This is a genomic window from Neoalteromonas arenosi (genome assembly GCF_030362855.1).
GTDB lineage: Bacteria > Pseudomonadota > Gammaproteobacteria > Enterobacterales > Alteromonadaceae > Alteromonas_E > Alteromonas_E arenosi.
Window position 1 is genome coordinate 412,365 of the sequence record NZ_JAUCBP010000002.1, and the last position, 26,786, is coordinate 439,150.

Consider the following 26,786-nt stretch of genomic DNA (forward strand, 5'->3'; position numbering starts at 1 on the left):
AGGTTCTAAACATGAATTGGCGGGCTAAAATCAAAAGCAGTATCGTTGTTACCAGTATGATACTTAGTGCCATGATCAGTGCTACAGCCATGGGTGATGATCTAGATATATACATCGGTTCAGGAAGCACGGCTGTTACCTATAACCCTAACGTAATGTTTATCATGGATACCTCCGGTAGCATGTCGAATAAAGACGGTACAACTGAGTCGCGTATGCTGCGCGTGCAAAATGCACTAAAAGACGCGTTGCGTGAAGCCACTAATATTAACGCGGGGTTGATGCGTTTTTCTGATTTTGGTGGACCGGTTTTATACCCTGTGCGTGATATCGACCAACCCGTACAGCCAGAGATTATTACGTCAATCGCCGAGGGCGACGACGATGCATCGGAGAGCAACAGTGGCATAATATCAGTCAGTAATAACCAGCTAGCGCTTACACAAGGTACTGGTAAAGTATACACGGGACTACGCTATCAGAACTTGAATATTCCTCAAGGTGCGAAAATTACCAATGCGTTTTTGCGCTTTACCTCGTCGCAGTTAAATACCAGCGCTTCCACTATTACCATTCGAGCTGAAAGCGTCGCCGATGCAGCACCCTTTACTACAACCCCCAATGATATCAGTGGCCGACCAATGACTTCATCGAACGTAGAATGGAGCCTCGAGAATGATTTTCCATTAAGCGGTGAAACCATTGTTACCCCCAGCATTGTCGATGTCGTACAGGAAGTTGTAAATCAAAATGGTTGGTGTGGCGGTAATAACTTAAATATCCTGTTAGAGGGTACCAGTAGCGATGCGACAAGTGCTCGCTTGGCTTATGCTAATGAAGAAGGTACTGGGCGATCGCCGCAACTGGTTGTTAGTTACGATGACTCAACAGCTACAGGCTGTGTGAATGGTCGTTTGACGTACCAAGTGAGCTCCAACAATAACAATGCGGAAGAACGCAGCGACGGTTATCAGTCAACCGGTAGCGAGTTGACGTTTAGCAGTTCAAGCAATGCCTATATTGGTACGCGATTTAGGAATATAAATATTCCACAGGGCGCTACCATAACCAATGCCTATTTAGAGTTTACTGCCTATCAAACCAATACAGGTGGTGGCGCAAGTATGACTATTTCGGCTGCGAATGTGGGTAGCTCTAAAGGTTTTAATAACTACAAACGCTTTACCTTACGCGATACACCGAAAACAGCTGGGATCACTTGGTCAAATATTCCTGATTTTTATAAAAACAGCGTTTATCAATCGCCTCCGGTAACTTCGCTAGTGCAACAGATTGTCAATCGAGGTGATTGGCAGCCCAATAATAACATGACGTTTATTTACTCGAATTTTACCGGCAAACGCGGAGCGTATACATATCGCGGTAAACCGTCAGGCTCGGTAGTCTTAGTCATTGAATATCAGGGCAATGCAGTGCCAGGAACCACAGCGACAGTGCGTCAACACTTAGTGAGTCAGGTGGATGACTTGAGTGCTAGTGGCTATACGCCAATTGTTGATACCCTTTATGAAGCAACGCAGTACTTCGGCGGTCGAGATGTATATTATGGTCTAGAAAGGGGCACAAGCTCAGTAAGCAGCACAGTACGCCGGAATACCCGCGTGAGTCATCGTGCCTCCTACATTGGCCAAGCATCTGTGCGACCACCGGGTTGTACAGACGACAATTTAAGTAGCTCGAACTGTATTGGCGAATATATTCCTTCTGGAGCGGTATACCAATCACCGATCGTCGACTTGCAGTGCCAAACAAACAACCACATTGTATTACTGTCTGATGGTCAGGCGAACAACAATCACAGCGTTGATGAGATTCAATTATTATTGGGAACGACGTGCACTGGGTCCGGCGGTGAAAAATGCGGGATTGATTTAGTCAAAAACTTAAGCCGAGCCAATCAATCTAAAATAGATGCACGCATTATTACCCATACTATTGGATTTGCTGCGAATGCAACGGCCAACAATTTCTTAAACCAACTAGCCTTGCAAAGCGGTGGTGGATTCTACACCGCTAACAATAGTGCTGATTTGGTTGAGGCCTTCCAAACGATATTGCGCTCGGTAAAAGATGTTAACGCGACATTCGTTTCACCCGGGGTAGCCGTTAACCAGTTAAACCGTCTAACTCACCGCGACGAGCTTTATTTTGCGTTGTTTAAACCTTCTGAGGGTACTATATGGCCGGGTAACCTGAAAAAATATCGTATCGACGGTGATAAGATCATTGATAAAAATGGTTTAGATGCCGTAGATACGATCACGGGATTCTTTGCTGAAAACAGTCATTCCTATTGGTCAGTACTCGCTGATGGTAACGACGTTCGCGAGGGTGGCGCAGCCAGTCAAGTATCTGCTTCTCGCAACATTTATACCTTTAATTCACCGGGTACTATTGCATCGTCAAGTAATAGTTTGAATGAATCGAATTCGTTGATCACAGCAGAGATGTTAGGGATAGACAACGAACCAACCCCTGCCATATTGCGTGATACCGTGCTGAAATGGGCGCGAGGCGTTGACGTGCGAGATGACGACGGTGATGGCTCAACTTCAGATGTGCGCTATCAAATGGGTGACCCGATCCACAGCCAGCCAGTGATTGTTAATTATTCGCAATCTGACAGCGCTATCTTTGTTGCCACGAACCATGGTTTCTTGCATTCGATAGATTCAGATACTGGGCTGGAAAACTTTGCAATTATTCCCGAAGAGTTACTGAGTAACTTACATCCAATTTATCGCAACACCTCAACCTTTAATCATATTTACGGGTTGGACGGCGATATGGTTTTACGCACGGTAGGCAACAAGACCTATCTGTATGTTGGTATGCGTCGCGGAGGGAGAAACTATTATGTCTTCGATGTAACTAGCAAAACCTCGCCGCGCTTGGTGTTTAAAGTGGAAGGCGGCAGTGTGGGCTTTGAAGAGCTTGGGCAGACCTGGTCACGCCCTACCATTACCAAGATCAAGTTTGGAGGTATGAGCAAAAATGTAATGATCTTTGGTGGTGGTTATGACGAGGATCAGGACGCCAAAACAGTGCGCTCGCCTGACGCCTTAGGCAATGCAGTTTATATCATTGATGCGGATAGTGGACAGCTATTATGGAAGGCAAGTAAAGCCGATGCCGACCTAAACTTAACAGATATGCAATACAGCATCCCTGCTCGTATTTCAGTGATTGATCGCAACAACGACGGCTATGCCGATCATATGTACGTTGCTGATATGGGCGGCCAGTTGTTCCGTTTTGACATATACAATGGTGAGACGGGTAATGATTTGATTAAGGGCAAGCTGATGGCTGACTTTGCCGGTAATACTACTGCTGACAATCGTCGCTTCTATTACGGGCCTGATGTGTCAGAGGTTAGCCTCGGTGATGATTTGTATTATGCGGTAGCCGTAGGTTCAGGCTTCCGGGCGGGTCCATTGGATACGCAAATTGAAGACCGTTTTTACATGATCAAAGACGAAGGCGTTTTCAATCTTGACGAAAATGGCCTTTACAAGTTACCGGGCGTACCGGTTATAGAAGGGGACTTGTACGATGCGACCGATCATTTATTAACTTCTAGTGATGAAACAACGCGCGGTATCGCCAGCAACAAGCTACAACAAACGCAAGGCTGGGTGTTGCGTTTGACCACTGGTGGTGAAAAGGTGTTATCTTCGCCTTTAATCTTAGACTACAAAATTTTCTATACAACTTATGTGCCGGCAAGTTCGAGTAACAGTACTTGTGCGCCACCGACAGGTAACAGTCGAGCGTATTTAGTTAATTTGTTTAATGCCAACGCTGTCGATGATTTAAATGAAACAGGGGAATTGGATAGTGGTGATCGGTTTGCGCAATTGAAACAAACTGGGATAGCGCCCGATACTAAAATTCTGATTGAAGACATTGTCCAGCCAGTCGTTTGTTTAGGCACAGAATGTGTGTCAGCGGTGATTAAAGTTGATAATAACGGCAACCAGCAGGCATGTAATTCTGACTTTGAATGTTTAGCTCAAAACATTTACGGTCGATTTGAGCGGGTTCAACGCAGCAGTTGGGAGACAGAAATTGAAAGACAGTAAATCACATATTGATGCAAAGCGACGCTTTCAAGGCTTCACCTTGATTGAGTTAATGATTGTAGTGGCAATTGTCGGCATCATAACTGCGATCGCTTACCCATCCTATCAAGGCATGCTCAAAGGCAGTAATCGCAGCACTGCGCAAGCTGATTTGATGGCTTTTGCAGCCGCAATGGAGCGTCACAAAGCGGCAAACTTCACATACCAAGGTGCCGCTGATGGTGGAGGAAGTACGGGTACGCCGGGTGTTTTTCAAACGCATTCACCGGCATCTGAACCCGCCGCTAACAAGCGCTATGATCTTACGATAGATACAGTGTCAGCCAATGGTATTAGTTACCGTATTAAAGCCACACCGGTCAGCGGCAGCGTGCAAGCGGACGACGGTGCCCTTTATGTATTCAGTGATGGTCGTAAAGCGTGGGATCAAGACAATAACGGTAGTCTGGCGCAGTCTGAATATTGTTGGAACTGTTAGAATAATTGGCGGCAGAATTGACTGCCGCCAGCTTTGCTTTAGATTGCCTCTTCGTCTTCTTCTCCGGTCCTGATCCGGATTGCCCGCGCAACGTCTGTGACAAATACTTTCCCATCGCCTATTTTGCCGGTCTTGGCAGCCGCAATTAACGACTCTACAACCTGATCAACTAAATTTTCAGCGACAACCATTTCCAGCTTCATTTTGGGTAAAAAATCCACCTGATATTCGGCTCCCCGATACATTTCAGTATGGCCTTTTTGGCGTCCAAAGCCTTTAACTTCAGTAACGGTAAGGCCTGTTACACCAATTGTAGAAAGGGCCTCGCGAACATCATCGAGCTTGAAGGGTTTTATGATGGCTTCTACTTTTTTCATTTATTCACCGTCGTAAATTGTAGGGATAGGAACGCGTTTGTGCTGCGTTTTAGTATAGATATACAACAGTTTTTCGGAAACCGCATCAGCAACTTCTTTACCTTCGAGGAAATCGTCAATCTGGTCATAAGTGAGACCAAGTGCCGCTTCATCCGCTTTTTGCGGTTCAAGCGATTCTAAATCAGCGGTTGGAGCTTTGAGAATAATTTTATCCGGGGCGCCAAGGTGCTTAGCGATTTGTCGAACTTGCCGTTTACTCAAGCCAAATAATGGCACTAAGTCACAGGCCCCATCGCCGTATTTGGTATAGAAACCAGTAATATTTTCTGCCGAGTGGTCAGTACCCAAAACTAAACCGTCAACCATTCCAGCGATCTCATATTGAACAACCATTCGTGTCCGTGCTTTGACATTGCCTTTCACAAAGTCGCGTTTTCCAGAGTCGTTCGGTAACAGTTCAGAGGCCGCTAAGGCTGCTGTGGTTTCTTCATCAATAGCATCAGCACCAGGTTTAACATTTACGGTTACGGCTTTTGATGGCTGAATAAAATCGATTGACGCTTGCGCGTCGTCTTCATCGGCCTGAGTATCATAAGGCAAGCGTACAGCGATAAATTGATAATGCTCTTGATGTTCTTCATTTAGCTCATTCACCGCTAACTGAGCTAATCGACCAAGGGTACAAGAGTCGATACCGCCACTTATTCCCAGCACCAAACTATTAAGCCCAGATTGGCGTAGTTGAGTTTTTATAAAGTTTACGCGTCGTGTTACTTCATAGTTGACATCAATCTGCGGTAGAACTCGCATTTCATCAATGACAGACTGTTTTATAGTGGCATTAACCATAGGTGATTTATCCCGTATTCCCTAAACTAAACAATGGTGTGGTATGGATACTACTAAGCGAGCGTGGTTTGCGATACCCAAAACCGACAAAATTTGTGTATGTTACGCTTACGATATTACCATTGAGAGAGTTCAAATGCGTTGCCAAAACGGTGTCACATTACTAGAAATGATGATCACCGTCGCGATTGTGGCTATTGTTCTGACAACGGTTGCGCCAAGTATTCAAAGCATTTTAGTGCAAAACCGCATAATCGGTGAAATTAATGAATTAAGCGGAATCATTCAATTTGCGCGTCACTCTGCTATTGACGAGCAAACTAATACCGTAGTGTGCCCCACCGAAGATTATACCAACTGTACCAATAATTGGGATAACGCCAAGATGGTCTTTATGGATCTAGATGCCAATGGTATGCGTGGCGCAAACGAAGTGCTTCTAGTCGCCTCTAGTGTTATTAATCGCGTTAATGACATGACTGGCCCGGCAGGTGGTTTTGCTTTTTTGCCAAGTGGCGCAGCCAGCGCCAACGCCACCATTCTGCTTTGTCATCAAAACAACAACAATGAGTATGCTCGTGCCCTAACGATCAGTTTACAGGGCAGGGTAAAAATGAGTGCGGATAACAACAATGACGGTATTCACGAAGATACCAATGGTACCGCCTTAGATTGTTCTTAATGACTGTGTTGGCATCCACCGGCAGTATGTACATGACCGTGGTCAATTTCTTCAGCTGTTGCATCGCGCAATGCAATCACTTCCACATCAAATACAAGGTCTACTCCGGCAAGCGGGTGATTACCATCAACTACAACTTCATCATCAGTTACATCAATAATGATAACTGATTGATCACCGTCATCAGTAGTCGCACGAAACGACATACCGACTTCAACATCCATACCTTCGAACATATTTTTTGGCACGGCTTGGACTAAATTGTCGTGACGAATACCGTAGGCTTTTTCAGCTGGCACCGTTACGGTAAAAGTGTCGTTAGCTTGCTTGCCTGCCAAAGCTTCTTCTAAGCCCGGTACTAAAAAGCCGTGACCGTAAAGAAACTCAAGCGGTTGGCCACCCCTTGATGAATCTATCTCAACAGACTCAGTATTGCTGACGGAATAATGGATGGTTACAACGCTATTTGGTTTAATCATTAGGATCTCTGAATTAATCGATTGAATAAGGCAATTCACTAATAGTGAGTTGCGTATCAGGGGCTTCTTTTAATCGCAATATTTCACCGACGCGACTGTCGTTGCTTAACACGGCCAATAGCCAAACTTGATTATCGGTGAAGCCTACGTGTAACACACTGCCACCACGACGCCAATTATCATCAATTGCTTTTTCAAGTATATCACCCGGAGCAATTGTTAGGGCTTGTTCATTGTTCTTTACTGTACCGGTTAGCAAATATGCTGCACGTTTATTCTTCCCTAAGTATTTGGTTCGAGCAACAACCTCTTGACCCATATAACACCCTTTGTTGAAGTCAATTGCGCCAAGGGCTTGCATATTCAGCATTTGCGGAACGAATTCATTACTAGTTTGACTGTGAATCGCAGCAATGCCTGCAACTGCGTCTAGGCAGTTCCAACTGCTTTGAGGCTCATTTGCCAAAGAGGCCACACAATCGTCTGGTAGTGGCATGGTCGCCGGCGTTGCTACGATAAAGCGCGATCCGGTGGGGCCTTTCAGGGTAAGTACCCACCGATTCTCTGTGGCAGTGACAGCCATGTGATCATCGTTAAGTTCGCCAAAGGCCCTCTCGAGTTGTTTCTTTGCTTGCGGGCCATAAAACCCCCAAAGTCGGATATCGTTAGACGCGTCAACTATATCGACTTTGGAAAACACGCCGTATTTATTGAGCTCGGCCAAACTCTTGCCTAGCGCACTTTGCTGAGCGGTGAAATAAAGGGTTTCGCTGTGCTTGACAAGCCAGCCACTATTCCACATTTTGCCTTTGAAATCACAATGACAAGCGAGCATGCCTTGTGTCTCACTCAGTAATTGCACGTTGGTGGTGATTTGACCCTGCAAGTACTCTTCTTTTTGTTCACCGGTTAGTGCTATAAGGCCCAGGTTAGTTAACTCTACAACAAAGTTCTCGGGAAGCTGAAGATGCATGTTTACCGCCATATCAATTGTGAATAGTTCAGTAGTATGTGGTCGATTGCACAGATCGCAAGTTAACCCTAGTGGATTTTCTCAACTGAGCAATTTACTAGTCATCCAATAAGGCGAGAGTACAGTAAACAATCGCAACTGTGCATGATATATTGAGAGGATGACGCAAGAATGAGTATGACTATGTTTTCTGAAAAACGCTATGCGAGACTTAAATGGGCATGCAGACGGGGGATGCTAGAGCTCGACGTGCTGCTTATGCCTTTTGTTGAATCGGGGTTTCACGAATTAAATGACGGTGAGCAGGAGGAGTTTGAGCGCTTGTTGACCTGTGATGATCCCGATTTGTTTGCATGGTTTATGGGCCATCAGACCTGTGAAGACCCAAGTCTAAATAAAATGGTTCAGCACATTTTGTCGCGTGTTAAAGTCTAACATTACCTACACTACGGGGTTTGAGCGTCTACAGGCCGCCGGTTTTGCCGGCGCAGTTTTTGTCATTAACCTATCTCTCCTGCTAGCAGTTAAGGAGCCCTCCAGCATAGTTCTCTGGATAGCAATTGTTGCCCTTGCTGCGGTTGCATGGCGTATTTTTGTGGTCTTGAACGAGCAAACATTAATTCGTTTTGTATTTGATGATGTCGATCAGTGCAGTGTAGATGGTGGTGAATATGGTGCTATTAGTCGCAAAACTCGCATCAGTCCATGGTGGGTCTGGTTAGTTATCGATGTTCCCAATATTAAATGCCAACACTACACGCTTTGTACTTGGAAACTCAGCACTGCCTGTGTGCGAAGCCTAAATTTTCGCATTCTTCGTGGGCTTCACAAAAGTTCGTAGTGGTTAAATGAACATTGGCATTATCCTAAGAGGCTTAGTAAAAAGCGCGGATTTAGGCCGCTTGGAGGGGCTGGCTAGCGGCCAAATCGCCAATGATAATCCAATCTTTCAACAGCAAGTGAAAGTGTGCGATATACAAACCACAGTTCAAAATTATCACGCTTACCACCAGTGGCAACACTCACATTGGCACCCTTGTATTGCGCAAGTATTATCACTTAATCTACAAATGCGCTGCCTAACTCAGTCGCAATCAGGCGTTCCTCTGATTGGATTGGTTCACGTTGCCAACCGAATCCTGTGGTTAGCACCGCTTACCGAGCAAGAGACTGAGATTGAATGTCAGATTTCAGGGTATAGATTACATCGAAGAGGCGTCGTTCTGACGTTGAGAACCCGATTAAAGCAAGCCGATCAGATCGCAATCATTGCTGATAGTGAGTATTTGTATCGTTGTAAACTACGCGCCAACGACTCAACGGAAACAGAACCGTTTGGATACGCTGAAGCAGAGGGCCGAGCTGTATTCAACTCAATCGCACTCAATAATGACGTAGGACGCCGATATGCGCAGCTAAGTGGCGATTACAATCCCATTCACTTGTGGCCTTTAACGGCAAAGTTGTTCGGATTTAAGCGCCCTATAGCGCATGGTATGCATACGCTCGCCTTGTGCATATCAGCGCGTTACCAGTCGGCAGATAAGTGGCAAGGCGAAACTCAGCTTGATGCTTTCTTCAAAGCTCCTGCTATGCTGCCGTGTAAGCTTGAAATGGCAACAAATGAACAACGAACTATTGCCAGTGCGTCTGTTCTCGGTCTTTACAACCCTGATGCACCGGACGGCCAGCGTGAGATACTTCAGCTTCGCATAAGTCGTCTATAGCACGGGTCAATTAACCCGTGGCTAGACTACCGGCTTCAGTTATCGGTTTCACCCGGGGTGGCAACACCGTTGGCCCTGCGTTTTCAGCCATATTGGGGTAATCGAGATTGTAGTGCAAACCTCGACTCTCTTTGCGGGCAATGGCGCAGCGAACAATTAATTCAGCAACTGTTACAAGGTTGCGGAGTTCGAGTAAATTGTTGCTGATCCGGAAGTTTGCATAGTATTCATCAATCTCTTGTTCCAACAATTGGATCCGACGAAATGCACGCTCTAATCGTTTGTTGGTGCGGACAATGCCCACATAGTCCCACATAAACAATCGCAGCTCGTGCCAGTTGTGCTGAATAATAACTTCTTCATCTGAGTTGGTAACGCGGCTTTCATCCCAAGGAGCAATTTCGCAAGGTGGCGACACCTCATTGAGGCGCTGTTGAATGTGTTCTGCTGCGGAGTGGGCAAATACAATACATTCCAATAACGAGTTACTTGCCATGCGGTTAGCACCGTGCAAACCCGTGTATGCGACTTCGCCAATGGCATATACATTGTGTAAATCGGTTTGGGCATTTAAGTCTGTAACCACACCACCACAACTGTAGTGTGCTGCGGGTACTACCGGAATGGGTTGGCGCGTTATATCTATTCCTAGTGAACGACATTTACGGTAAATATTGGGGAAGTGTTTAACGATAAAATCGGCAGGCTTGTGGCTGATATCGAGATACATGCAGTCGGCACCCAAGCGCTTCATTTCAAAGTCTATCGCTCGTGCGACAATATCCCGCGGCGCCAAATCGGCGCGTTCATCAAACTTGTGCATAAAGCGAGTGCCGTCGGCATGACACAAAAATGCACCTTCGCCACGCAATGCTTCAGTGATCAAAAAATTACCCGCCTCAGGGTGATACAGGCAAGTTGGATGGAATTGATTAAATTCCATGTTAGCGACGCGACAGCCTGCGCGCCAAGCTAAAGCGATACCGTCACCACTTGAGACATCTGGATTAGAGGTGTATTGGTACACCTTACTCGCACCACCTGAAGCCATTGCAGCAAACCGACAACTAATGACCTCAACGTGTTCATTATTCCGTGACCAAACATAGGCGCCAATACACAGTTTAGGATCGTTTTTATCCATAATCAGGTCGATAGCATTGTAGCGTTCAAACAAATGGATATTAGGGTGCTGACTCGCAGCCTCGTTTAGGGTCAATTGCACTGCTTGGCCAGTAGCGTCAGCCGCATGCAGTATGCGTCGATGGCTATGGCCCCCCTCACGCGTGAGGTGATAGCGAGTATCGCCATTTTCGTCTGTTTCGGTGTCAAATGGCATGCCGAAATTGATCAGCCATTGCATGCACGCCTTACCGCGCTCGGCGGTGAAACGTACCACCGCTTCGTCACACAAACCGGCACCGGCGTCCAAGGTATCCTCAACATGCGCCTGAATACTATCCGCTTCGTCGAATACCGCAGCGATTCCGCCTTGGGCATAACGCGTCGCACCCTCGTTGCGGTCACTTTTGCTTAATACAATCACATTGCAATAATCAGCGAGCTTCAGTGCTAAACTGAGCCCTGCAGCGCCACTGCCGATGATAAGCACGTCACATTGATGCTGAATAGTGTTGGTAGTCGCTGCATCAGCTTGCGCAGAAGCACAGTTTTCAGATTGAGGCATAGTATCTCTGGTCAGTTTATTCGCAATACCGCTATAAAAAAGGCGCACTGAGCGCTATCATTTATGCGTAAATTGAATTTTTCGTTCATTTTTTTTAAATATTATCGAACTTTCGGCAAACACCAAAGTCTATTAAGTTGCTTGCATGGGCCGTGCAGTGATGTAGTAAGGAGAATTGGCTCGAATGAGTGAGCAAATAACTGACCAACAATTGGTCGAGAAAGTACAACGTGGCGACAAGAATGCCTTTAATTTGTTGGTGGTCAGGTATCAACACAAAGTGATGCATTTAGTTGGGCGTTACGTTAAAAGTTCGGGAGATGTGGCCGATGTTACGCAGGAAGCGTTCATTAAAGCCTATCGAGCGTTACCCAGCTTTAGAGGGGATAGTGCGTTTTACACCTGGCTGTATCGCATTGCTGTTAACACAGCAAAAAATTATTTGGTGTCGCAAGGTCGAAAACCGCCCGGCAGTGATATAGACGCTCAAGAAGCGGATTATTACGATGGTGGAGAAGCGTTGCACGATAACAGTACGCCCGAGCGTTCGCTGTTGTCCAACGAAATCGAAGCGACATTGTTTAGAGTAGTTGAAAAGCTACCTGATGATTTGCGGATGGCAATAACATTGCGTGAAATGGAAGGGCTTAGCTATGAAGAAATTGCGGCAGTGATGGATTGTCCAGTCGGTACGGTTCGGTCGCGAATCTTCAGAGCTCGGGAAGCCATAGACAAAGTCATTCAACCATTAATGCAGAATTGATGATTGAAACAGTAACAGTTAGTATACAAACGCGAGTCAATTAAGAGAGTTTTATGACGCAAGAGCAAGAAAATTTGTCAGCATTTGTTGATGGTGAGTACCAAGGCGATGATTCTGCGTTGGTTAGTGCCCTCAAGCAAGATACTGAATTGCAGGATAAATGGCGCCGCTACCACACCATTAGAGATGGTTTGCGCGGCGAGTTACCAGCGGATTCGAGTATCGATATTGCCAATAGCATAGCCGCAGCAATCGCTGATGAGCCTGCGATAGTCGCTCCTAAACGCCGGTTGCGTGACCTCCCCGTTGTTGGTAGCGTAATCCCGTTAGTCAAACAATCAGGCCAATTCTTAGTTGCAGCATCTGTTGCCGCCGTCGCTATCCTGGGCGTGCAAAATTACAACACTACCCCTGAAATTGATGAGCCGTTGATGACTGCACCACCTATTGCAGGTCGTCCACAAGGCGGACTTGCGCCAGTGAGCTTGGAGCAAACTCGGCCGGTCGAAAGAACCGATATGGCGACTTTGCTTGAGCAGCGTCGGCAGATTAATGCATTAATCGCTGATCACGAGCGTCAGCTCCAGTTAAAGCAGGCACAGATGCAAGATTCAACTGCTCAAGAGCAGGCAGCGGAGCAAGATCAGCAACCGGAATAGGATATTCATGCTAAACCTCTCGCTTAGATTTAAAGCCGCCGCGACGCTTATGCTAGCGGCGGTTTTGTTTAGTCCATTATGTGTCGCACAGGAACCTGAGGGCGATGTTGACAGCCCTGAAGCTGCCGTTGAAAAGTTAAGTGGCGCACAATGGTTGTTGAAGATGTCACAGGCCGTAAGTCAAACGAATTATCAAATGTCTTTAGTCGAGCAACGACCAGGCTCCGATACAGTCCCTTACTTGTGGCGTCATGGCGTGTTTGAAAATGGCATAACCATGGAGCAACTCAGTATGCTCAATGGTCCGGGTAAAGAATTTATTCGCGTCAATCGTCAAGTCAGCGTGTTTGAACCCAACGTCGCTCCGTTTAGCTTATCGGGTCGAATTATTGATGGACCATTTCCATCCGATTTATTGCTCAATCCACTAGATTTGCAATCGGCTTATACTTTTATCGCCATTGGTCGCGGTCGCGTCTCCGGACGAGCGGCACAGCAAATTCGCATAGTAAGTCGCGATAACTCACGCTATGCGTATCAATTGTGGGTTGATGAAGAAACCGGCATGCCGTTGAAAATGAATATGCTTGACCAATCCGGTCAATTGATAAAGCAGATTCAAGTTACTCAGTTTACCACCAGTGCTGAACCACACGAGTTTTTTAGTCGAATTAACCACGAAGCGTTACCGACAATCACTGCGGTTCCTTTGAGCTATCACCAGCACAATTGGCAAATTGCGTATATGCCAATAGGTATGACCGAAGTGAAACGCAACACTCATAGGTTAAGCGTTACTGACCAAGTGGTTGAGTATGCAATGTTGAGTGATGGCATGGTCGAAGTTTCTGTATATGTTATGCCAATCAGTGCCAGTGGCCCGCAAAATAACGTTTACCGGCATGAATCTAAAACCCTCCTCAACCGAACAGAAGGTGGTATGCAAATATCGGTGATCGGCGAGATCCCCCCGCAAACAGCTAATAAGATAGCAACATCATTAGTCGCCAGAGTTGAGTAGACCCGATGATCGAAGAAGTAGGCAAAGTTATTGCGGTTGAGCGCGACGAAATCATAGTGGAAACTGAGATAAAAACCACATGCGGTAGTTGTGAAGCTCAGCAAAATTGCGGTACTGGGACTATTGCTAAAGCGCTTGCACCGCGCCGTGAAACCTTGCGGTTCTCTACTGAGCTACCGGTTCAAGTGGGCAGTAAGGTTCGTTTAGGTATTCCCGAGACGGCGTTATTGAAAGCGTCAATCTGGCTTTACGTTATACCGTTACTTGGATTGATTGTGGGTGGGGCACTGTTCAGTTGGGTTTTACCGATCTTTGGCCTGGTTCACGAAGGCTGGGTTATTGCAAGTACCATACTGGCTGCACTGGCGGCGTTTGTTTGGGTTTCTGCAACCGTCAAACAGCGAGAGCTACAACAGTATCAACCGCGCCTTCTGGGTGTGATCTTGGATAGTTCTGAACCCGTAAAAGTATCAATAGCAAACCCACGCTAGCTTTCCGCGTCGGTAACGAGTAAAATTCAGCCGTTTTTGCGCTTCGCAATTTTCTTTTCACTTTTTTCAGGTAGTTTCTAACGCAATGCAACACAAGCATATACGTAATTTCAGCATCATCGCCCACATCGACCACGGTAAATCCACCCTTTCAGATCGATTGATTCAGCACTGCGGAGGGTTAAGTGATCGCGAAATGGCTGCGCAAGTACTCGATTCAATGGATCTTGAGCGCGAACGCGGGATTACTATCAAGGCACAGAGCGTTACACTGAACTACGAAGCCAAAGACGGTGAAACATACCAGCTCAACTTTATCGACACGCCAGGGCACGTTGACTTTACATATGAAGTCTCTCGTTCATTAGCCGCTTGTGAGGGGGCATTGTTGGTTGTTGATGCGGGCCAGGGGGTTGAAGCACAAACACTAGCAAACTGCTACACCGCGATTGATATGGACATGGAAGTTGTGCCAATCCTGAATAAAATTGACCTGCCACAAGCAGAGCCCGAACGCGTCGCTGAAGAGATTGAAGATATCGTCGGTATCGACGCAATTGACGCGGTTAAATGTTCGGCTAAAACTGGCTTGGGTATAGAAGATGTACTTGAAGAGATTGTGCATAAAATACCGCCACCCGAGGGCGACAGAGAGGCTCCATTAAAAGCATTGATCGTTGACTCATGGTTTGACAATTATCAAGGCGTTGTTTCTTTGGTGCGTATTGTCGAGGGTTCTCTGAGCGTCAAAGACAAGATTCAGATAATGTCTAATGGTCAAGTACACCAAGTCGACAAAATCGGGGTGTTTACCCCTAAAGCACTGGAAACCGGTGTTTTAAAGGCCGGAGAAGTAGGTTTTATCATTGCCGGTATTAAAGAGATTCACGGTGCTCCTGTAGGGGATACCATCACGCTCGCGCGTCAGCCTGCTGAAGAGCCTCTGCCAGGTTTCCAAAAAATCAAGCCGCAGGTTTACGCGGGCTTGTTCCCAGTCAGTTCAGACGACTATGAAGATTTTCGTGACGCATTAGCCAAACTCAGTTTGAACGACGCTTCACTGTTTTATGAGCCAGAAAGCTCAGCGGCTTTGGGCTTTGGATTCAGGATAGGTTTCTTGGGCATGCTGCACATGGAGATCATCCAAGAGCGTTTGGAGCGCGAGTATGACCTTGACCTGATAACTACAGCACCGACCGTAGTGTATGAAGTTGTTACGACAAAAGGTGAAACACTCCAAGTTGACAATCCATCTAAATTGCCAGCGGTGAACGATATTGATGAAATTCGCGAACCGATTGTAGAGGCTAATATCTTAGTACCACAAGACTACTTGGGTAATGTCATCACTTTATGTGTGGAGAAGCGTGGAACCCAGACCAACATGGCTTACCACGGCAAGCAAGTCGCGTTGACTTATGAGCTTCCCATGGCGGAGGTGGTTCTCGACTTCTTCGACCGTTTAAAGTCTACCAGTCGCGGCTTTGCATCCTTGGACTATAACTTTAAACACTTTAATGCAGCAGATATGGTGCGACTCGACATTTTGATTAATGGCGAGCGCGTGGATGCATTGGCGGTCATCACTCACCGCGACAATGCACAATCTCGTGGACGTGAATTGGTAGAAAAGTTGCGCGAGTTGATCCCAAGACAGATGTTTGACATCGCCATTCAAGCGGCGATTGGTAACCACGTCATCGCACGTAGTACTGTTAAGCAGTTGCGTAAAAACGTTATCGCGAAGTGTTATGGTGGTGATGTAAGCCGGAAGAAGAAACTATTGCAGAAACAGAAAGAAGGTAAGAAGCGCATGAAGCAGGTGGGGAATGTTGAATTGCCTCAAGATGCGTTTTTGGCCGTGCTTAAAGTGGGCAAATAATGGCGAATTATTTTTCTTTGTTGTTGGTTGTTCTGACAGCAGTAACCGGCTTGGTTTGGTTAATCGATCATTTCTTTTTTGCGCAGAAGCGACGCCAGCAAGCTGTTCTTAACAGCGATGCATTGGCACAAGGTGATTCTGTCGAAGTTGACGTACCCGACCCTTATTGGGTTGACACATCCAAACAAATATTTCCGGTAATCGCATTTGTGTTGGTACTGCGTTCGTTTATCTATGAACCGTTTCAGATCCCATCGGGCTCAATGATGCCTACACTACTGGTTGGAGACTTTATCTTAGTTGAGAAGTTTGCCTATGGACTGAAGGACCCAGTTACTCGGACGAAGTGGGTCGAAACAGGTAAGCCCGAACGCGGCGATGTAGTGGTTTTTAAGTATCCTGTTGACGGGCGTACAGACTACATCAAACGGGTAGTTGGTTTGCCGGGGGATACTGTGATCTACCGTGACAAACAGATTCATATCAAGCCAGCGTGTGAATCAAACACTGATTGTCCAGCTTCATATGTAGTGCCGTTGTCTTTTGTTAGCAACGATGAGTTTGCTCAAGGCATGGTGAGACTAGAGCGTTACACCGAATCACTGGGTGACGTGGCGCACGATATCCTTAAGAATCCAGGCCGACCAATGCAAATGTCCCGTTATGCGCAGCAGCCAGGTACGCGTTATAATGAATGGATAGTGCCAGCTGAATCTTACTTCGTAATGGGTGATAACCGCGATAATAGTACCGATAGTCGTTTTTGGGGGTTTGTCGAAGATGAGCATTTGGTCGGCAAAGCTGTAGCAATCTGGATTAGTTTTGAATTTGAACGGACTGACGAAGACGCGCTACCCACTTGGATACCAACTGGCGTTCGCTTCAACCGCGTCGGTGGGATTGATTAGGCTCCCTTCTGTGATTGACATTAATGCTGCTGCACGTCATATAAAAAAGTCATTTGGGTATCAGTTTTCCAATCTAGAACTGCTGGATTTAGCTCTTACTCACCGAAGTGCGGCAAAAGCGCATAACGAACGTCTCGAGTTCCTCGGTGACGCTGTGCTGGGTATGGTTGTGGCTAAAACACTGTATACCCGCTACCCCAATGTACCGGAGGGTAAGCTAACCCGTATGCGTGCTTCGCTGGTAAAAGGCGAGACTCTTGCTGGTGTTGCCAAAGATGCACAACTCGGTGAATGGCTAAAGCTCGGCTCGGGCGAGCTTAAAAGTGGTGGCAAACGCCGTGCATCCATTCTTGCAGATGTTACTGAGGCCTTATTTGGTGCGATATATCTAGACGCTGATGTTGATGTCTGTGAACGCGTGATATTGAAGCTGCTTGAGTCGCGAATCGCCAAGCTTGATCCCAACGCTCATCCCAAGGATTTCAAAACCCAGTTACAGGAGTTTTTGCAATCGCGTAAACAGGCGTTACCACACTATGAAATCAAAGATATACAAGGCAAAGAGCACGATCAAACCTTTACCGTTGCTTGCCAATGCGCAGCAGCAAGTGAGCCTACAATAGGAGTCGGCCCCAGTCGACGCCGGGCTGAGCAGCACGCAGCCCAACAAATGTTAGAAATTATTAATCAGCGAGCTAAATCATGAGTGACTTACAAACCCGTTGCGGCATGGTCGCAATTGTGGGGCGGCCCAATGTAGGTAAATCGACAATTCTCAATCAACTGCTCGAGCAAAAAGTCAGTATCACGTCGCGCAAGCCGCAGACAACTCGGCATCGAATTCTAGGCATCGATACGCGCGACAATTGCCAAACGATATACGTCGATACTCCTGGGCTTCACAGTGAAGAAAAACGCGCCATCAATCGGGTCATGAATCGCGCTGCGTCGAGTTCATTAGGGGAAGTCAATCTAGTCTTGTTTGTGGTTGAAGGCACGCGCTGGACTGATGATGACGAAATGGTGCTAAATAAGATCAAAGCTTCGCGGCTACCGTGCTGGTTAGTGGTGAATAAAATTGACAAAATCAGTGAGCAAGAGGATCTTATTGACCAACTTAAATGGCTCAGTAAACAGTATGCTTTTGCTGAAACCATACCCGTTTGTGCCAAGACGGGTAAAAACATAGACACTTTGCGCAGCTTGGTGATGGATGCGCAACCAGTTAGTGAGTTTTACTTCCCAGAGGATTATATTACCGATCGTTCCAGCCGTTTTATGGCCGCTGAAATTATTCGCGAGAAACTGATGCGCTTTACCGGTGACGAATTACCTTACTCCGTAACGGTAGAAATTGAACAATTCTTACAAACTGAAACCGGTATGTTGCGTATTGGTGGTCTGATTTTGGTCGAGAGAGAAACCCAGAAACGCATGGTGATCGGAAAGGCCGGTTCGCACTTAAAGAAGATAGGCGCCGAAGCGCGCAAAGATATGGAAAACTTGTTCGATAATAAGGTTTTTCTCGAGCTTTGGGTAAAAGTGAAAAGTGGCTGGGCCGATGATGAACGCGCGCTGCGGTCACTCGGTTACTCTGATCAATAAGCGGGGGTTATATGTCTGAATTGGCTGACTTACGGCGCAGTTACACAAAAGGCCGACTGAGTGAGAGCGATCTAACCGAGTCTCCATTCGATTTGTTTGACCGATGGCTAAAACAGGTCATCGATTCAGGCTTACCCGATCCAACCGCTATGACGGTCGCAACAGTTGACGCAGATGGTCAGCCGTCGCAACGTATTGTGTTACTCAAAGATGTATCACCAGAAGGTTTTGTATTTTTTACCAATCTCGGCAGTCGCAAAGCGAGTGAATTAGCCAGTAATCCCAAGGTATCATTACATTTCCCATGGTATGTGTTAGAGCGTCAAGTGAGAGTCTGTGGTGCAGCACAGCCACTGAGCCGAGCAGCCGTAGCCAAGTACTTCTTATCGCGTCCAAAAGAGAGTCAGCTTGCCGCCTGGGCATCGCAACAAAGCAAACCCATTTCAACCCGAGAATTATTGATGACTCAGTTTTCGCAGCTCAAGCAGAAATTCGCAAAAGGCGAAGTCCCTGTACCAGATTTTTGGGGCGGTTATTTGGTAAAACCTCATCAGATTGAATTTTGGCAAGGTGGTGAGCACCGCATGCATGACCGGTTTGAGTACAATCTTACGGATAACGGGCAGTGGCAAACACAGCGCCTTATGCCCTAATTGATAGTCACTGTCATTTAGACTTATCTGCGTTTGCGCATGATTTCAACGCGGTGGTTGCCAGTGCCAAGTCATTGGGTGTGACACGATTTCATATACCCGGCACCACTGCAAAGCGCTGGCAGCCATTAACGCATTTGGCGGCGCGTGACGATATTGACGTCTCGCTAGGGTTGCATCCGTATTTTTTATCAGAGCAACCTAAATCGCAGTTAGAGCGTTCTTTGGATGAATTAGACACGCAATTAGACAAGCATTTACCTGGTGTTGTGGCTGTCGGTGAGTGTGGCTTGGACACAGTGATAGACGTCGACTTGCAGCTACAGGAAACGATCTTTGCACGCCAATTAGACTTAGCTAAACAGCACCGCTATCCACTAGTCTTACATGCGCGCAAAAGCCACCACTTGATTCATCAACACCTATCTGCGCAGCGCTTTGCACATGGCGGCGTCATTCATGCTTTTAGCGGCAGTGTCGATGTTGCCAAGCAGTATGTGGACCGTAATTTTGTGTTGGGTATAGGTGGTACCATAACGTACCCTCGTGGATATAGAACGCGTGAAGCGGTTAAAGCGGTGGGGTTGGCACATGTCGTGTTGGAAACAGACTCACCCGATATGCCAATCAACGGCTATCAAGGGCAGCGAAATACGCCTGAGCGGCTACCTCTGGTGATGCATACTTTAGCTGAGTTGTTCGATATCGAGCCTGCTGAGGTTGCGCGCGTTACCAGCGCAAACTATTTACGACTGTTTCATTAATCGTTGTTTGGCCCGCAAGCGCCGTTGCATGCGAAAGCGCAATTTATAAAACGCGCGCGTAACATACAGCGCTCCCAACGCCGCTAACAGCATAAACACTAGGAGCTGTTGTGCCAGTTGTTGTTGAAACTTGTCGTGATGTGCCATCACCGCATTGGCAGAGAGCTGTAGCTTTACATAGCCCACTACTTGCTGCTGAATCATCCTCTCTTCGCCGTCACTTGCAGTGGCTGGTTGTGTGCGAATAATATCAGCAACAAACACCAATCGTTCATCACGCTGAGTCTGAAGTGATGTGAGAAAGTCACCGTCGAGCCCTTGGCTGGCCAACCGGCGGCCACGAAAATCGTAGACTGCGCCAGCAACAACGTGTTTATCAGTTAACACTTGGGCAAGAGCGCGTTCAATTGCAGCAGTATCATCGCTGGTTACTGGCGCGATTAGATCCATTGCTTTTTGCTCGGTAAGGCTGCGGCCTAACTGCTGTGCTTGCGTGGTATACCACAGTTGCGTTTGCTGCTTGTTTACCCACCACAAATTCACGCTGATCGCGATGCCGATCAAGATTAAGATCAGGTTGGCGATGCGCTTATATACGGTATAGGTACTATGAGTTTTAACTGCCACGCAATAACAAGAGCTTGCTGAAAACCTAAACCTTAAGTCAATCGCGATTAATTGCCAAGAGTTGTTTCAAGTTTACGGCGCATTCGGTAGACTCACGCCATCGAGTACAACGAGTTAAGTATAAGCTGTGAAGTTACCCCCTTTTTCGACTGACGATGCCAATAGTTACGCCGTTTTTCGTGCCCTAGTAGACCAACCTATACATGCGGATAAAGCCATCGTCTTTCGGCATTATGATGGCGTTTGGGAGTACACTACTGAAGTCGATGTTGAGCACTACGCAGTACTGCTGCATATTGCTATTCAAGCGCCGACGATGAATTTGCTAGAGCGGATTCTCGCGGCTATCTCACCCTACGGCATCGAGCCGCAGTTTTTCTTGCATCCATTAAGTGATCTCGACAATGCCACCATTGGTTTGCTGTTGCCATTGAACTGTTTACCGGATGAAGAAAATAAGGCCGCAATCACTGAGCAATTGAGTCGTTTTGAACTCGAATACGGTTTCACCGAACACGCGCCACAAATTTCTCAACCGGGTTTGCTGGTGATGGATATGGACAGTACGGTCATCGCGTGTGAGTGTATCGACGAAATTGCTGTACATGCCGGTGTGGGCGATGAAGTGGCGGCAGTCACGGAGCGTGCAATGCAAGGCGAACTCGACTTTGCGCAGAGCCTTTCTTCACGTGTAGCGTGCTTAAAAGGCTTAGATGTAACAGCGCTTGAGCAGGTCAAACAGCAACTCCCCTTAATGCCTGGGCTTACTCGTTTGATTGCAACGTTACATCACTACCAATGGCGAATAGCCATTGCGTCTGGAGGCTTTACCTTCTTTGCTGAGCATTTACAACAGCGTTTGGGGCTGGATGCTGCCGTGGCGAATGAGCTGGCCGTAGTTGATGGCCAACTTACTGGTGAAGTGGTAGGTGACATTGTCGATGCCCAGACTAAAGCGAAAACAGTCGTTGAGCTTGCAGAACAATGGCAGCTCAGTCATTCACAAACAGTTGCGATGGGCGATGGGGCTAACGATTTGGTGATGATGTCCGCTGCGCAACTCGGCATAGCGTTTCATGCTAAACCCGTTGTACAGGCTAAGGCCGACGTGGCGATACGCCGACAAGGGTTGGACGCGGCTTTGTTATTGATGCGTTTTTAACTCACTGGGGCACGTGGTGCTGTTACTGGCGCAATAGAGCCTCAATGTTGTCTGTACCGACAACTAATGAACTCGGCGTGCTATGGTTGTGTGCAATTTGTTCCTGACTAAAGTTGTAACGGGTCATAACTTCGTCAGTAATGTCAATTAGATTACCCATTGCCGCAATATTCCACAATTGTTCTTCAAGCTCTTTAGCCCGATGTATGGCGTAAACACTGACATAATTAAATTCCGATTGGAGAAGCTCTAAATCCGGCCTACCGGTAAGCGACATATAAACGTGAATGGCAATGAATTGACCATTGGCCATAGCTTCTTCAATGAATTTCTGGCGCTGCTGGTGATCGAGAAATTGCTCAGTAAAGCGGGGGATAATTGCCTCGCCAATTTCCGTCTTAGTTGGATCAAAGGCGATATACAATTCGCGATGCAATGGATTTGGTTCAATGCGCAATTGCGTTATTGCTTCATGGATAAAAGAGTACTCTTTACTTCTATCCCGATACAAAAACTCTAAGTTAAATTGCCCGGGTTCAGCAAATTGCTGACCTAACTTAGCAATACGCGTATTTTGCCCATGGTTAATTACCATGTCCGGAATAAACTTGCCTTGCTCTTTGCGAACAAAAAATGCGATGTTCTCAACGTTCTGTGCATAGATACATCGCAAGGCGTGGCCGATACCCGGTATCTCTTCTTCGTCGGAAAAGGCCTTTAAACGATTCTTATTATGTTTTATCAAATCTTCAAAAAACTGACGTGCCACATTGCCTTCTTCATTGATTACCTTTAAATGCAGCACATTCCGTTCGGCATTAATGTTAATCACTCGATATTGCAAGTTCACTAATTTGTACTTCTTAGTGATTTTTTGCAGTGCCGGAAATGCGAGTGAAACGCGACTGTTTACCGCGCCATGGAAAAATGAATCTAATTCAATCCGTAAGCCATTCACTGACGCGTCTTCGCTAATGCCCTCCAATTCGATGTCGTCAAATTTTAGTTCGACTTTCGAACGCAATTGATAGCGACTCTCCACGCGCTGTTCCAAATATTTAAATCGGAAAACTTTAATGTCACTGGGTGGTTTATTACGCGGATGACCGAAAAGTTTAAGCTTGGCCAACTCGCTGCGTTTAATTTTGTGTTGTTCGTAGCACTGCTGGCCAACATCACTGGTTATATCGGTAATCAATAAACAGTGACTGAGATTTTTAAGGCGTGCCATTAAACGCGGTGCGGGTGGATTGTTTTGCCGTTTGACAGTTTCAGATACGGAATCAGGGATCGACAGCGGGACATGTGCTTGGTCCGGAGAAATGTCAGACATTTGCAATTTAAAGACTCGCCAACTGACTTTACGTGCACCAAAGCCTAAAAATACAGAATGTAAATTTGGGTGCGCGTTAAGTTCGTTAAGACTTGCCGAATAAAAATAGACTTTACCGTCTTTCACGTGAGTGAAAACGTAAATGTACATAACCCGTAACTCGGGTGTTTGCTCTGCCAACTCAGCGATTCGTTGATGATTACACATAAAACCCAAACGCAAATTGTTGGCCTCGTCAGTCCAAAAATCCAGTATGTTGCGATTGCTGTCATTCATCATCGCAAAGCGAGGGATGTACTTGTTATCGATGCAGTCAACAAAGACGGGGAGGGATGGAAAGCGCGGTGTAAAGTACTGTTCACAGGTCTTGCTGCGAATCGCGTCAAGTGTATTATCCATGTTGACTTTGTAACGCCGCTTGTTGCCGTGTATGAAGCGGTTTAAAAATTCATCAAATGCACTATTTTTATCTTCGTCCAGTCGCTGTAAGCGCAAGCGCTGCTCTTTTTGGGTCCGTTCGATTTCAATGATTTGATAGCCAATTCCATGCTTCTTGTCCAATGCAAACTCCGCTTCCATGCCGCGAAAATACACCGACAATTTTTCATTCGGCTTGAACAAATAATCCGAGTTGAGTTTTACCCGCATGCCCTCAGTAGATATATCGATACTAGTGGCTAGAACACTGTTGTTGTGTTCGGTGAATAACTCCAAGGCAACGGCGTAGTTCATCCGTTCATTGTTGCGCTTGGGATAGTTCATTAGCGTTGTTGTGGGCGCAATGTATTGGCTTAATGGGTCAGAATCTTCAGGCTCAAGTGGTGCGTTGAGTTCAGCATTGAGTGCTTCTTCACGCATCAATTTGAGATTATTCTCCGTGCGGTGTACCGCTTCGTACACGCCTAACGTATATTCCCCGAAAATCCGCACCTGTTGTTCAAAGGTTTCAATCGCGATGTCGTCCAGGTAGTGTTGACGCCCACCGTGTTCATATATCTGGCACTCACCATCAACTTTTCCGCGCAAATCAATCACGCGGATACACGGTCTAGCTAACCGTTTTAACTCCATTTTTAACAAGAAGCGTTTGTCACGAGTTAAATTGCCTGCAACTTGAGCCAGCACCTGATTAAATTCAGGCTCGTTAACCATTGGCTTAAGGCGTTCAATTAAGTCGCTGTATTCGCTGATTTCTGGGGTCATTATTAACTAATTAATCGCTTTGTTATTATCCGTGATGGAGCTGTTATACCGAATGATGTTATCTTTATCGGCAAATTTACATTCAACACAAGGGCTTATCGATGTTTGCGGTCGAAAATTTTCACAGTAAACTTCAACACGCCGTTGTGACATAGCGAAATGCTTTTCGCTATGCAATATACCTGAACAAGAGAATTAATGGCAAAACGTAAAACCGCCTTTGTTTGCTCAGACTGTGGCGCTGAGTATCCGCGCTGGCAAGGTCAATGCAACGATTGTGGCGAATGGAACACTATTTCAGAGATCACCTTAGCACCGGCAACGCGTGCCGGGCAGCGTAATCTCAGCGGCTATGCTGGACAGACTCAAGCGCAAATCACCACACTCGATGAAATTGTTCTGACTGACTTACCGCGCTTTTCATCGACCTTTTCTGAACTAGACCGGGTTCTCGGTGGTGGCATAGTGCCTGGTGCGGCGATGCTTATCGGTGGCTCTCCCGGTGCCGGTAAAAGTACGCTGCTTCTACAAGTCATGTGCGCGTTAGCACAACAAACCACGACTTTATATGTGACGGGCGAAGAATCGTTGCAACAAGTTGCGCTGCGAGCCGATCGTTTGGGCTTGCCGAATGACAAGTTGAGTTTGCTTTCGGAAACCAACGTCGAAACTATTTGTGATTTAGCGCTCAAGCACAAGCCGCAAGTCATGGTGATAGACTCAATTCAAGTTATGCATGTGGCCGAGGTGCAATCCGCACCCGGCAGCGTTTCGCAAGTGCGCGAAAGCGCAGCGTATTTGACCCGTTTTGCGAAACAAAATCACATCGCCATGTTTATTGTCGGTCATGTCACCAAAGAAGGTCATCTGGCGGGTCCTAAGGTTCTTGAGCACTGTATCGATAGCTCGATGATGCTCGATGGCGATAGTGATAATCGCTACCGCACGTTACGCAGCCACAAGAACCGATTCGGTGCGGTCAATGAATTAGGCGTATTTGCGATGACTGACAAGGGGCTAAAGGAAGTCAAAAACCCATCAGCGATTTTTCTCAATCGTCATGATACGGAATCGCCAGGTAGCAGCGTTATGGTTGTTTGGGAAGGCACGCGCCCGTTATTAGTTGAGTTGCAGGCCTTGGTCGACTACACCCAGTTAAACAATCCCAAACGCGTTGCCGTTGGGTTGGAGCAAAACCGATTGGCCATGTTGCTGGCAGTATTGCACCGCCATGGCAATATTCAAATGAATGATCAAGATGTATTCGCCAATGTCGTTGGTGGTGTTCGAGTCAGTGAAACTGGCGCTGATTTAGCCTTGCTGACTGCTATGGTTTCTAGTTTTCGCAATCGCCCTTTACCGCGCGATCTTATCGTCTTTGGCGAAGTCGGGTTGGCAGGGGAAATTAGACCTGTACCCAATGGAACTGAGCGATTGTCTGAGGCGGCGAAACACGGATTTAAGCGGGCAATTGTGCCGCTTGCGAATAAGCCCAAAACCCCGATTAACGGTATTGAGGTGATCGGGGTTAAGCGATTGGAAGAGGCGTTAGAAGCGCTTAGTTAATGCGGTTAACTTTCGTTGTCATCTGCTGAGCGGCTGGGCAGTCGGCATCAGCATGCGCAAGTCGCTCTTGTTGTACTGTCTTTAAGTAAGCGGCTAGACTTTTGTCTTTTTCATCCTTAAAGCGCTGACCAAGCAATTTGAAATTACTGATTCGGTCAATCCGAAAATTGCGGAATGCACAACGCAATTCACACCAACCGGTAAGCAGCCACACAGGACTGAACGAGGTGAGGGCTAGAGGGCGTATGGTACGCTGGGTGATAGTGTCATCGAGTGCTTGATAATCAAATTGGATTAATTGTTTGCTGCGAATGCATTCGCGGATTTCAGTAAAATCCACTTGCCAAGGGATTTTATAGTGACTCGGTGCTGAGAATGTGGTGATTTGGGCTAACTCTTGCAGCATCTCTGGTGACAATGTCGCTTGAATCTTTTGATAAGCACTCTGTGCCTTTTGCGCAAAGTTATCGTCGGTCCAGTTGCTCACTAAACTTATCCCCAAGGCAATGGCTTCAACTTCGTCAGCGTCGAACATGATGGGCGGTAGATGGTAGCTTTTATCAATCAAATATCCTACCCCAGCTTCACCAACAATAGGTACGCCACTGTCTTGTAAATCTTGTATGTCGCGATACAAAGTTCTCACACTGACTTCAAATTGTTCCGCCAATACTTCTGCCGTCACTGCCTGATGCATGCGTCGCAAATAATGAACGATTTGGTTAAGTCGGTCAGATTTTCGCATCGTTGTTTACTCAGTATTTCTGCTGGCATTAAAGATTAGTCGAACA

The 26,786-nt window shown here is 46.6% G+C and carries 26 protein-coding genes; 18 read left to right on the plus strand and 8 right to left on the minus strand.

The window, feature by feature from the left end; translation table 11 throughout:
• Window positions 1-11 precede the first annotated feature (11 nt).
• Complete coding sequence (locus tag QTP81_RS03880) at window positions 12-4,106, plus strand: PilC/PilY family type IV pilus protein (protein ID WP_289363841.1); 4,095 nt, start codon at window positions 12-14, stop codon at window positions 4,104-4,106.
• A complete protein-coding gene (locus tag QTP81_RS03885) occupies window positions 4,093-4,584 on the plus strand; it encodes a type IV pilin protein (protein WP_289363842.1) in 492 nt (163 codons plus the stop codon). Before QTP81_RS03880 ends, QTP81_RS03885 begins: the two co-directional genes overlap by 14 nt.
• 38 nt (window positions 4,585-4,622) lie before the next feature.
• Here QTP81_RS03885 and QTP81_RS03890 read toward each other — a convergent pair whose 3' ends face one another.
• Together QTP81_RS03890 and nadE are read right to left on the minus strand one after the other, a co-directional pair.
• Window positions 4,623-4,961, minus strand: coding sequence for a P-II family nitrogen regulator (locus QTP81_RS03890; RefSeq protein ID WP_289363843.1), 339 nt, complete (start codon window positions 4,959-4,961; stop codon window positions 4,623-4,625).
• Window positions 4,962-5,810: an NAD(+) synthase gene (nadE, locus tag QTP81_RS03895; protein ID WP_289363845.1), complete on the minus strand. Its 849-nt coding sequence runs from the start codon at window positions 5,808-5,810 to the stop codon at window positions 4,962-4,964.
• A gap of 43 nt (window positions 5,811-5,853) precedes the next feature.
• Here nadE and QTP81_RS03900 point away from each other — a divergent pair, with 43 nt between their 5' ends.
• Window positions 5,854-6,492 carry a GspH/FimT family pseudopilin gene (locus QTP81_RS03900; RefSeq protein ID WP_289363846.1) on the plus strand — a complete coding sequence of 213 codons (639 nt, stop codon included), beginning with the start codon at window positions 5,854-5,856 and terminating at the stop codon, window positions 6,490-6,492.
• Here the strand turns inward: QTP81_RS03900 and QTP81_RS03905 are convergent.
• Window positions 6,489-6,971, minus strand: coding sequence for an FKBP-type peptidyl-prolyl cis-trans isomerase (locus QTP81_RS03905; RefSeq protein WP_289363847.1), 483 nt, complete (start codon window positions 6,969-6,971; stop codon window positions 6,489-6,491). The genes QTP81_RS03900 and QTP81_RS03905 overlap by 4 nt on opposite strands.
• Before the next feature lie 13 nt (window positions 6,972-6,984).
• Window positions 6,985-7,944, minus strand: a complete 960-nt coding sequence (ygfZ, locus tag QTP81_RS03910; protein ID WP_289363848.1) for a tRNA-modifying protein YgfZ — start codon at window positions 7,942-7,944, stop codon at window positions 6,985-6,987.
• A 183-nt stretch (window positions 7,945-8,127) separates the two neighbouring features.
• On the opposite strand from ygfZ, the gene QTP81_RS03915 reads away from it, so the two are divergent.
• From QTP81_RS03915 to QTP81_RS03925, 3 genes are read left to right on the plus strand one after another with little or no spacing between them, the layout of a single operon-like run.
• Window positions 8,128-8,379: an FAD assembly factor SdhE gene (locus QTP81_RS03915; RefSeq protein WP_289363926.1), complete on the plus strand. Its 252-nt coding sequence runs from the start codon at window positions 8,128-8,130 to the stop codon at window positions 8,377-8,379.
• Entirely contained in the window at window positions 8,366-8,785 is a 420-nt protein-coding gene (locus QTP81_RS03920) for a hypothetical protein (RefSeq protein ID WP_289363849.1), read from the plus strand. The genes QTP81_RS03915 and QTP81_RS03920 overlap by 14 nt, the downstream gene beginning before the upstream one ends.
• A 7-nt stretch (window positions 8,786-8,792) precedes the next feature.
• Window positions 8,793-9,671, plus strand: coding sequence for a MaoC family dehydratase (locus QTP81_RS03925; protein WP_289363850.1), 879 nt, complete (start codon window positions 8,793-8,795; stop codon window positions 9,669-9,671).
• A gap of 10 nt (window positions 9,672-9,681) precedes the next feature.
• Here QTP81_RS03925 and nadB read toward each other — a convergent pair whose 3' ends face one another.
• Window positions 9,682-11,358, minus strand: coding sequence for an L-aspartate oxidase (gene nadB / locus QTP81_RS03930; protein ID WP_289363852.1), 1,677 nt, complete (start codon window positions 11,356-11,358; stop codon window positions 9,682-9,684).
• 184 nt (window positions 11,359-11,542) lie between these two features.
• Here nadB and rpoE point away from each other — a divergent pair, with 184 nt between their 5' ends.
• The 10 genes from rpoE to QTP81_RS03980 all read left to right on the plus strand — a co-directional run bounded on the left by rpoE (window position 11,543) and on the right by QTP81_RS03980 (window position 20,104).
• Window positions 11,543-12,121 (plus strand): RNA polymerase sigma factor RpoE, encoded by a 579-nt coding sequence (rpoE, locus tag QTP81_RS03935; protein ID WP_289363853.1) that lies wholly within the window; start codon window positions 11,543-11,545, stop codon window positions 12,119-12,121.
• 53 nt (window positions 12,122-12,174) lie between these two features.
• Window positions 12,175-12,780 (plus strand): sigma-E factor negative regulatory protein, encoded by a 606-nt coding sequence (locus QTP81_RS03940; protein WP_289363854.1) that lies wholly within the window; start codon window positions 12,175-12,177, stop codon window positions 12,778-12,780.
• Window positions 12,781-12,787: 7 nt separating this feature from the next.
• Window positions 12,788-13,801 carry a MucB/RseB C-terminal domain-containing protein gene (locus QTP81_RS03945; RefSeq protein ID WP_289363856.1) on the plus strand — a complete coding sequence of 338 codons (1,014 nt, stop codon included), beginning with the start codon at window positions 12,788-12,790 and terminating at the stop codon, window positions 13,799-13,801.
• Window positions 13,802-13,806: 5 nt separating this feature from the next.
• A complete protein-coding gene (locus QTP81_RS03950) occupies window positions 13,807-14,292 on the plus strand; it encodes a SoxR reducing system RseC family protein (RefSeq protein WP_289363857.1) in 486 nt (161 codons plus the stop codon).
• A gap of 85 nt (window positions 14,293-14,377) precedes the next feature.
• Complete coding sequence (lepA, locus tag QTP81_RS03955; RefSeq protein WP_289363859.1) at window positions 14,378-16,174, plus strand: translation elongation factor 4; 1,797 nt, start codon at window positions 14,378-14,380, stop codon at window positions 16,172-16,174.
• Complete coding sequence (lepB, locus tag QTP81_RS03960) at window positions 16,174-17,082, plus strand: signal peptidase I (RefSeq protein WP_289363860.1); 909 nt, start codon at window positions 16,174-16,176, stop codon at window positions 17,080-17,082. Before lepA ends, lepB begins: the two co-directional genes overlap by 1 nt.
• A gap of 13 nt (window positions 17,083-17,095) precedes the next feature.
• The gene (gene rnc / locus QTP81_RS03965; RefSeq protein ID WP_289363928.1) at window positions 17,096-17,788 is read left to right on the plus strand and encodes a ribonuclease III; all 693 of its coding nucleotides are present in this window, start codon (window positions 17,096-17,098) and stop codon (window positions 17,786-17,788) included.
• Entirely contained in the window at window positions 17,785-18,687 is a 903-nt protein-coding gene (gene era, locus QTP81_RS03970; protein WP_289363862.1) for a GTPase Era, read from the plus strand. Before rnc ends, era begins: the two co-directional genes overlap by 4 nt.
• A gap of 11 nt (window positions 18,688-18,698) precedes the next feature.
• Entirely contained in the window at window positions 18,699-19,340 is a 642-nt protein-coding gene (gene pdxH / locus QTP81_RS03975; protein WP_289363863.1) for a pyridoxamine 5'-phosphate oxidase, read from the plus strand.
• Window positions 19,313-20,104, plus strand: a complete 792-nt coding sequence (locus QTP81_RS03980) for a TatD family hydrolase (RefSeq protein WP_289363865.1) — start codon at window positions 19,313-19,315, stop codon at window positions 20,102-20,104. The genes pdxH and QTP81_RS03980 overlap by 28 nt, the downstream gene beginning before the upstream one ends.
• Here the strand turns inward: QTP81_RS03980 and QTP81_RS03985 are convergent.
• A complete protein-coding gene (locus QTP81_RS03985) occupies window positions 20,087-20,731 on the minus strand; it encodes a hypothetical protein (protein WP_289363867.1) in 645 nt (214 codons plus the stop codon). The genes QTP81_RS03980 and QTP81_RS03985 overlap by 18 nt on opposite strands.
• Before the next feature lie 127 nt (window positions 20,732-20,858).
• Between QTP81_RS03985 and serB the strand changes: the two genes are divergently transcribed.
• Window positions 20,859-21,893: a phosphoserine phosphatase SerB gene (gene serB, locus QTP81_RS03990; protein WP_289363869.1), complete on the plus strand. Its 1,035-nt coding sequence runs from the start codon at window positions 20,859-20,861 to the stop codon at window positions 21,891-21,893.
• A gap of 22 nt (window positions 21,894-21,915) precedes the next feature.
• Here the strand turns inward: serB and QTP81_RS03995 are convergent, their stop codons facing one another.
• The gene (locus QTP81_RS03995) at window positions 21,916-24,429 is read right to left on the minus strand and encodes a PilZ domain-containing protein (protein WP_289363870.1); all 2,514 of its coding nucleotides are present in this window, start codon (window positions 24,427-24,429) and stop codon (window positions 21,916-21,918) included.
• Window positions 24,430-24,627: 198 nt separating this feature from the next.
• Here QTP81_RS03995 and radA point away from each other — a divergent pair, with 198 nt between their 5' ends.
• Complete coding sequence (gene radA / locus QTP81_RS04000) at window positions 24,628-25,995, plus strand: DNA repair protein RadA (RefSeq protein WP_289363872.1); 1,368 nt, start codon at window positions 24,628-24,630, stop codon at window positions 25,993-25,995.
• On the opposite strand, the gene QTP81_RS04005 is transcribed toward radA, so the two are convergent.
• Window positions 25,988-26,740, minus strand: a complete 753-nt coding sequence (locus QTP81_RS04005) for a helix-turn-helix transcriptional regulator (RefSeq protein ID WP_289363873.1) — start codon at window positions 26,738-26,740, stop codon at window positions 25,988-25,990. The two genes, radA and QTP81_RS04005, sit on opposite strands and share 8 nt — an antisense overlap.
• Window positions 26,741-26,786: the final 46 nt, after the last annotated feature.

What these genes read in the sequence shown, in the direction of transcription:
- QTP81_RS03905 (WP_289363847.1), bottom strand. Translation starts at nt 6,971, where the DNA reads ATGATTAAACCAAATAGCGTTGTAACCATCCATTATTCCGTCAGCAAT.
- nadB (WP_289363852.1), bottom strand. Translation starts at nt 11,358, where the DNA reads ATGCCTCAATCTGAAAACTGTGCTTCTGCGCAAGCTGATGCAGCGACT.
- QTP81_RS03900 (WP_289363846.1), top strand. Translation starts at nt 5,854, where the DNA reads ATGGATACTACTAAGCGAGCGTGGTTTGCGATACCCAAAACCGACAAA.
- QTP81_RS03940 (WP_289363854.1), top strand. Translation starts at nt 12,175, where the DNA reads ATGACGCAAGAGCAAGAAAATTTGTCAGCATTTGTTGATGGTGAGTAC.
- QTP81_RS03880 (WP_289363841.1), top strand. Translation starts at nt 12, where the DNA reads ATGAATTGGCGGGCTAAAATCAAAAGCAGTATCGTTGTTACCAGTATG.
- lepB (WP_289363860.1), top strand. Translation starts at nt 16,174, where the DNA reads ATGGCGAATTATTTTTCTTTGTTGTTGGTTGTTCTGACAGCAGTAACC.
- QTP81_RS03925 (WP_289363850.1), top strand. Translation starts at nt 8,793, where the DNA reads ATGAACATTGGCATTATCCTAAGAGGCTTAGTAAAAAGCGCGGATTTA.
- rpoE (WP_289363853.1), top strand. Translation starts at nt 11,543, where the DNA reads ATGAGTGAGCAAATAACTGACCAACAATTGGTCGAGAAAGTACAACGT.
- pdxH (WP_289363863.1), top strand. Translation starts at nt 18,699, where the DNA reads ATGTCTGAATTGGCTGACTTACGGCGCAGTTACACAAAAGGCCGACTG.
- era (WP_289363862.1), top strand. Translation starts at nt 17,785, where the DNA reads ATGAGTGACTTACAAACCCGTTGCGGCATGGTCGCAATTGTGGGGCGG.
- QTP81_RS03890 (WP_289363843.1), bottom strand. Translation starts at nt 4,961, where the DNA reads ATGAAAAAAGTAGAAGCCATCATAAAACCCTTCAAGCTCGATGATGTT.
- nadE (WP_289363845.1), bottom strand. Translation starts at nt 5,810, where the DNA reads ATGGTTAATGCCACTATAAAACAGTCTGTCATTGATGAAATGCGAGTT.
- QTP81_RS03945 (WP_289363856.1), top strand. Translation starts at nt 12,788, where the DNA reads ATGCTAAACCTCTCGCTTAGATTTAAAGCCGCCGCGACGCTTATGCTA.
- QTP81_RS04005 (WP_289363873.1), bottom strand. Translation starts at nt 26,740, where the DNA reads ATGCGAAAATCTGACCGACTTAACCAAATCGTTCATTATTTGCGACGC.
- QTP81_RS03950 (WP_289363857.1), top strand. Translation starts at nt 13,807, where the DNA reads ATGATCGAAGAAGTAGGCAAAGTTATTGCGGTTGAGCGCGACGAAATC.
- ygfZ (WP_289363848.1), bottom strand. Translation starts at nt 7,944, where the DNA reads ATGCATCTTCAGCTTCCCGAGAACTTTGTTGTAGAGTTAACTAACCTG.
- lepA (WP_289363859.1), top strand. Translation starts at nt 14,378, where the DNA reads ATGCAACACAAGCATATACGTAATTTCAGCATCATCGCCCACATCGAC.
- QTP81_RS03995 (WP_289363870.1), bottom strand. Translation starts at nt 24,429, where the DNA reads ATGACCCCAGAAATCAGCGAATACAGCGACTTAATTGAACGCCTTAAG.
- radA (WP_289363872.1), top strand. Translation starts at nt 24,628, where the DNA reads ATGGCAAAACGTAAAACCGCCTTTGTTTGCTCAGACTGTGGCGCTGAG.
- QTP81_RS03915 (WP_289363926.1), top strand. Translation starts at nt 8,128, where the DNA reads ATGTTTTCTGAAAAACGCTATGCGAGACTTAAATGGGCATGCAGACGG.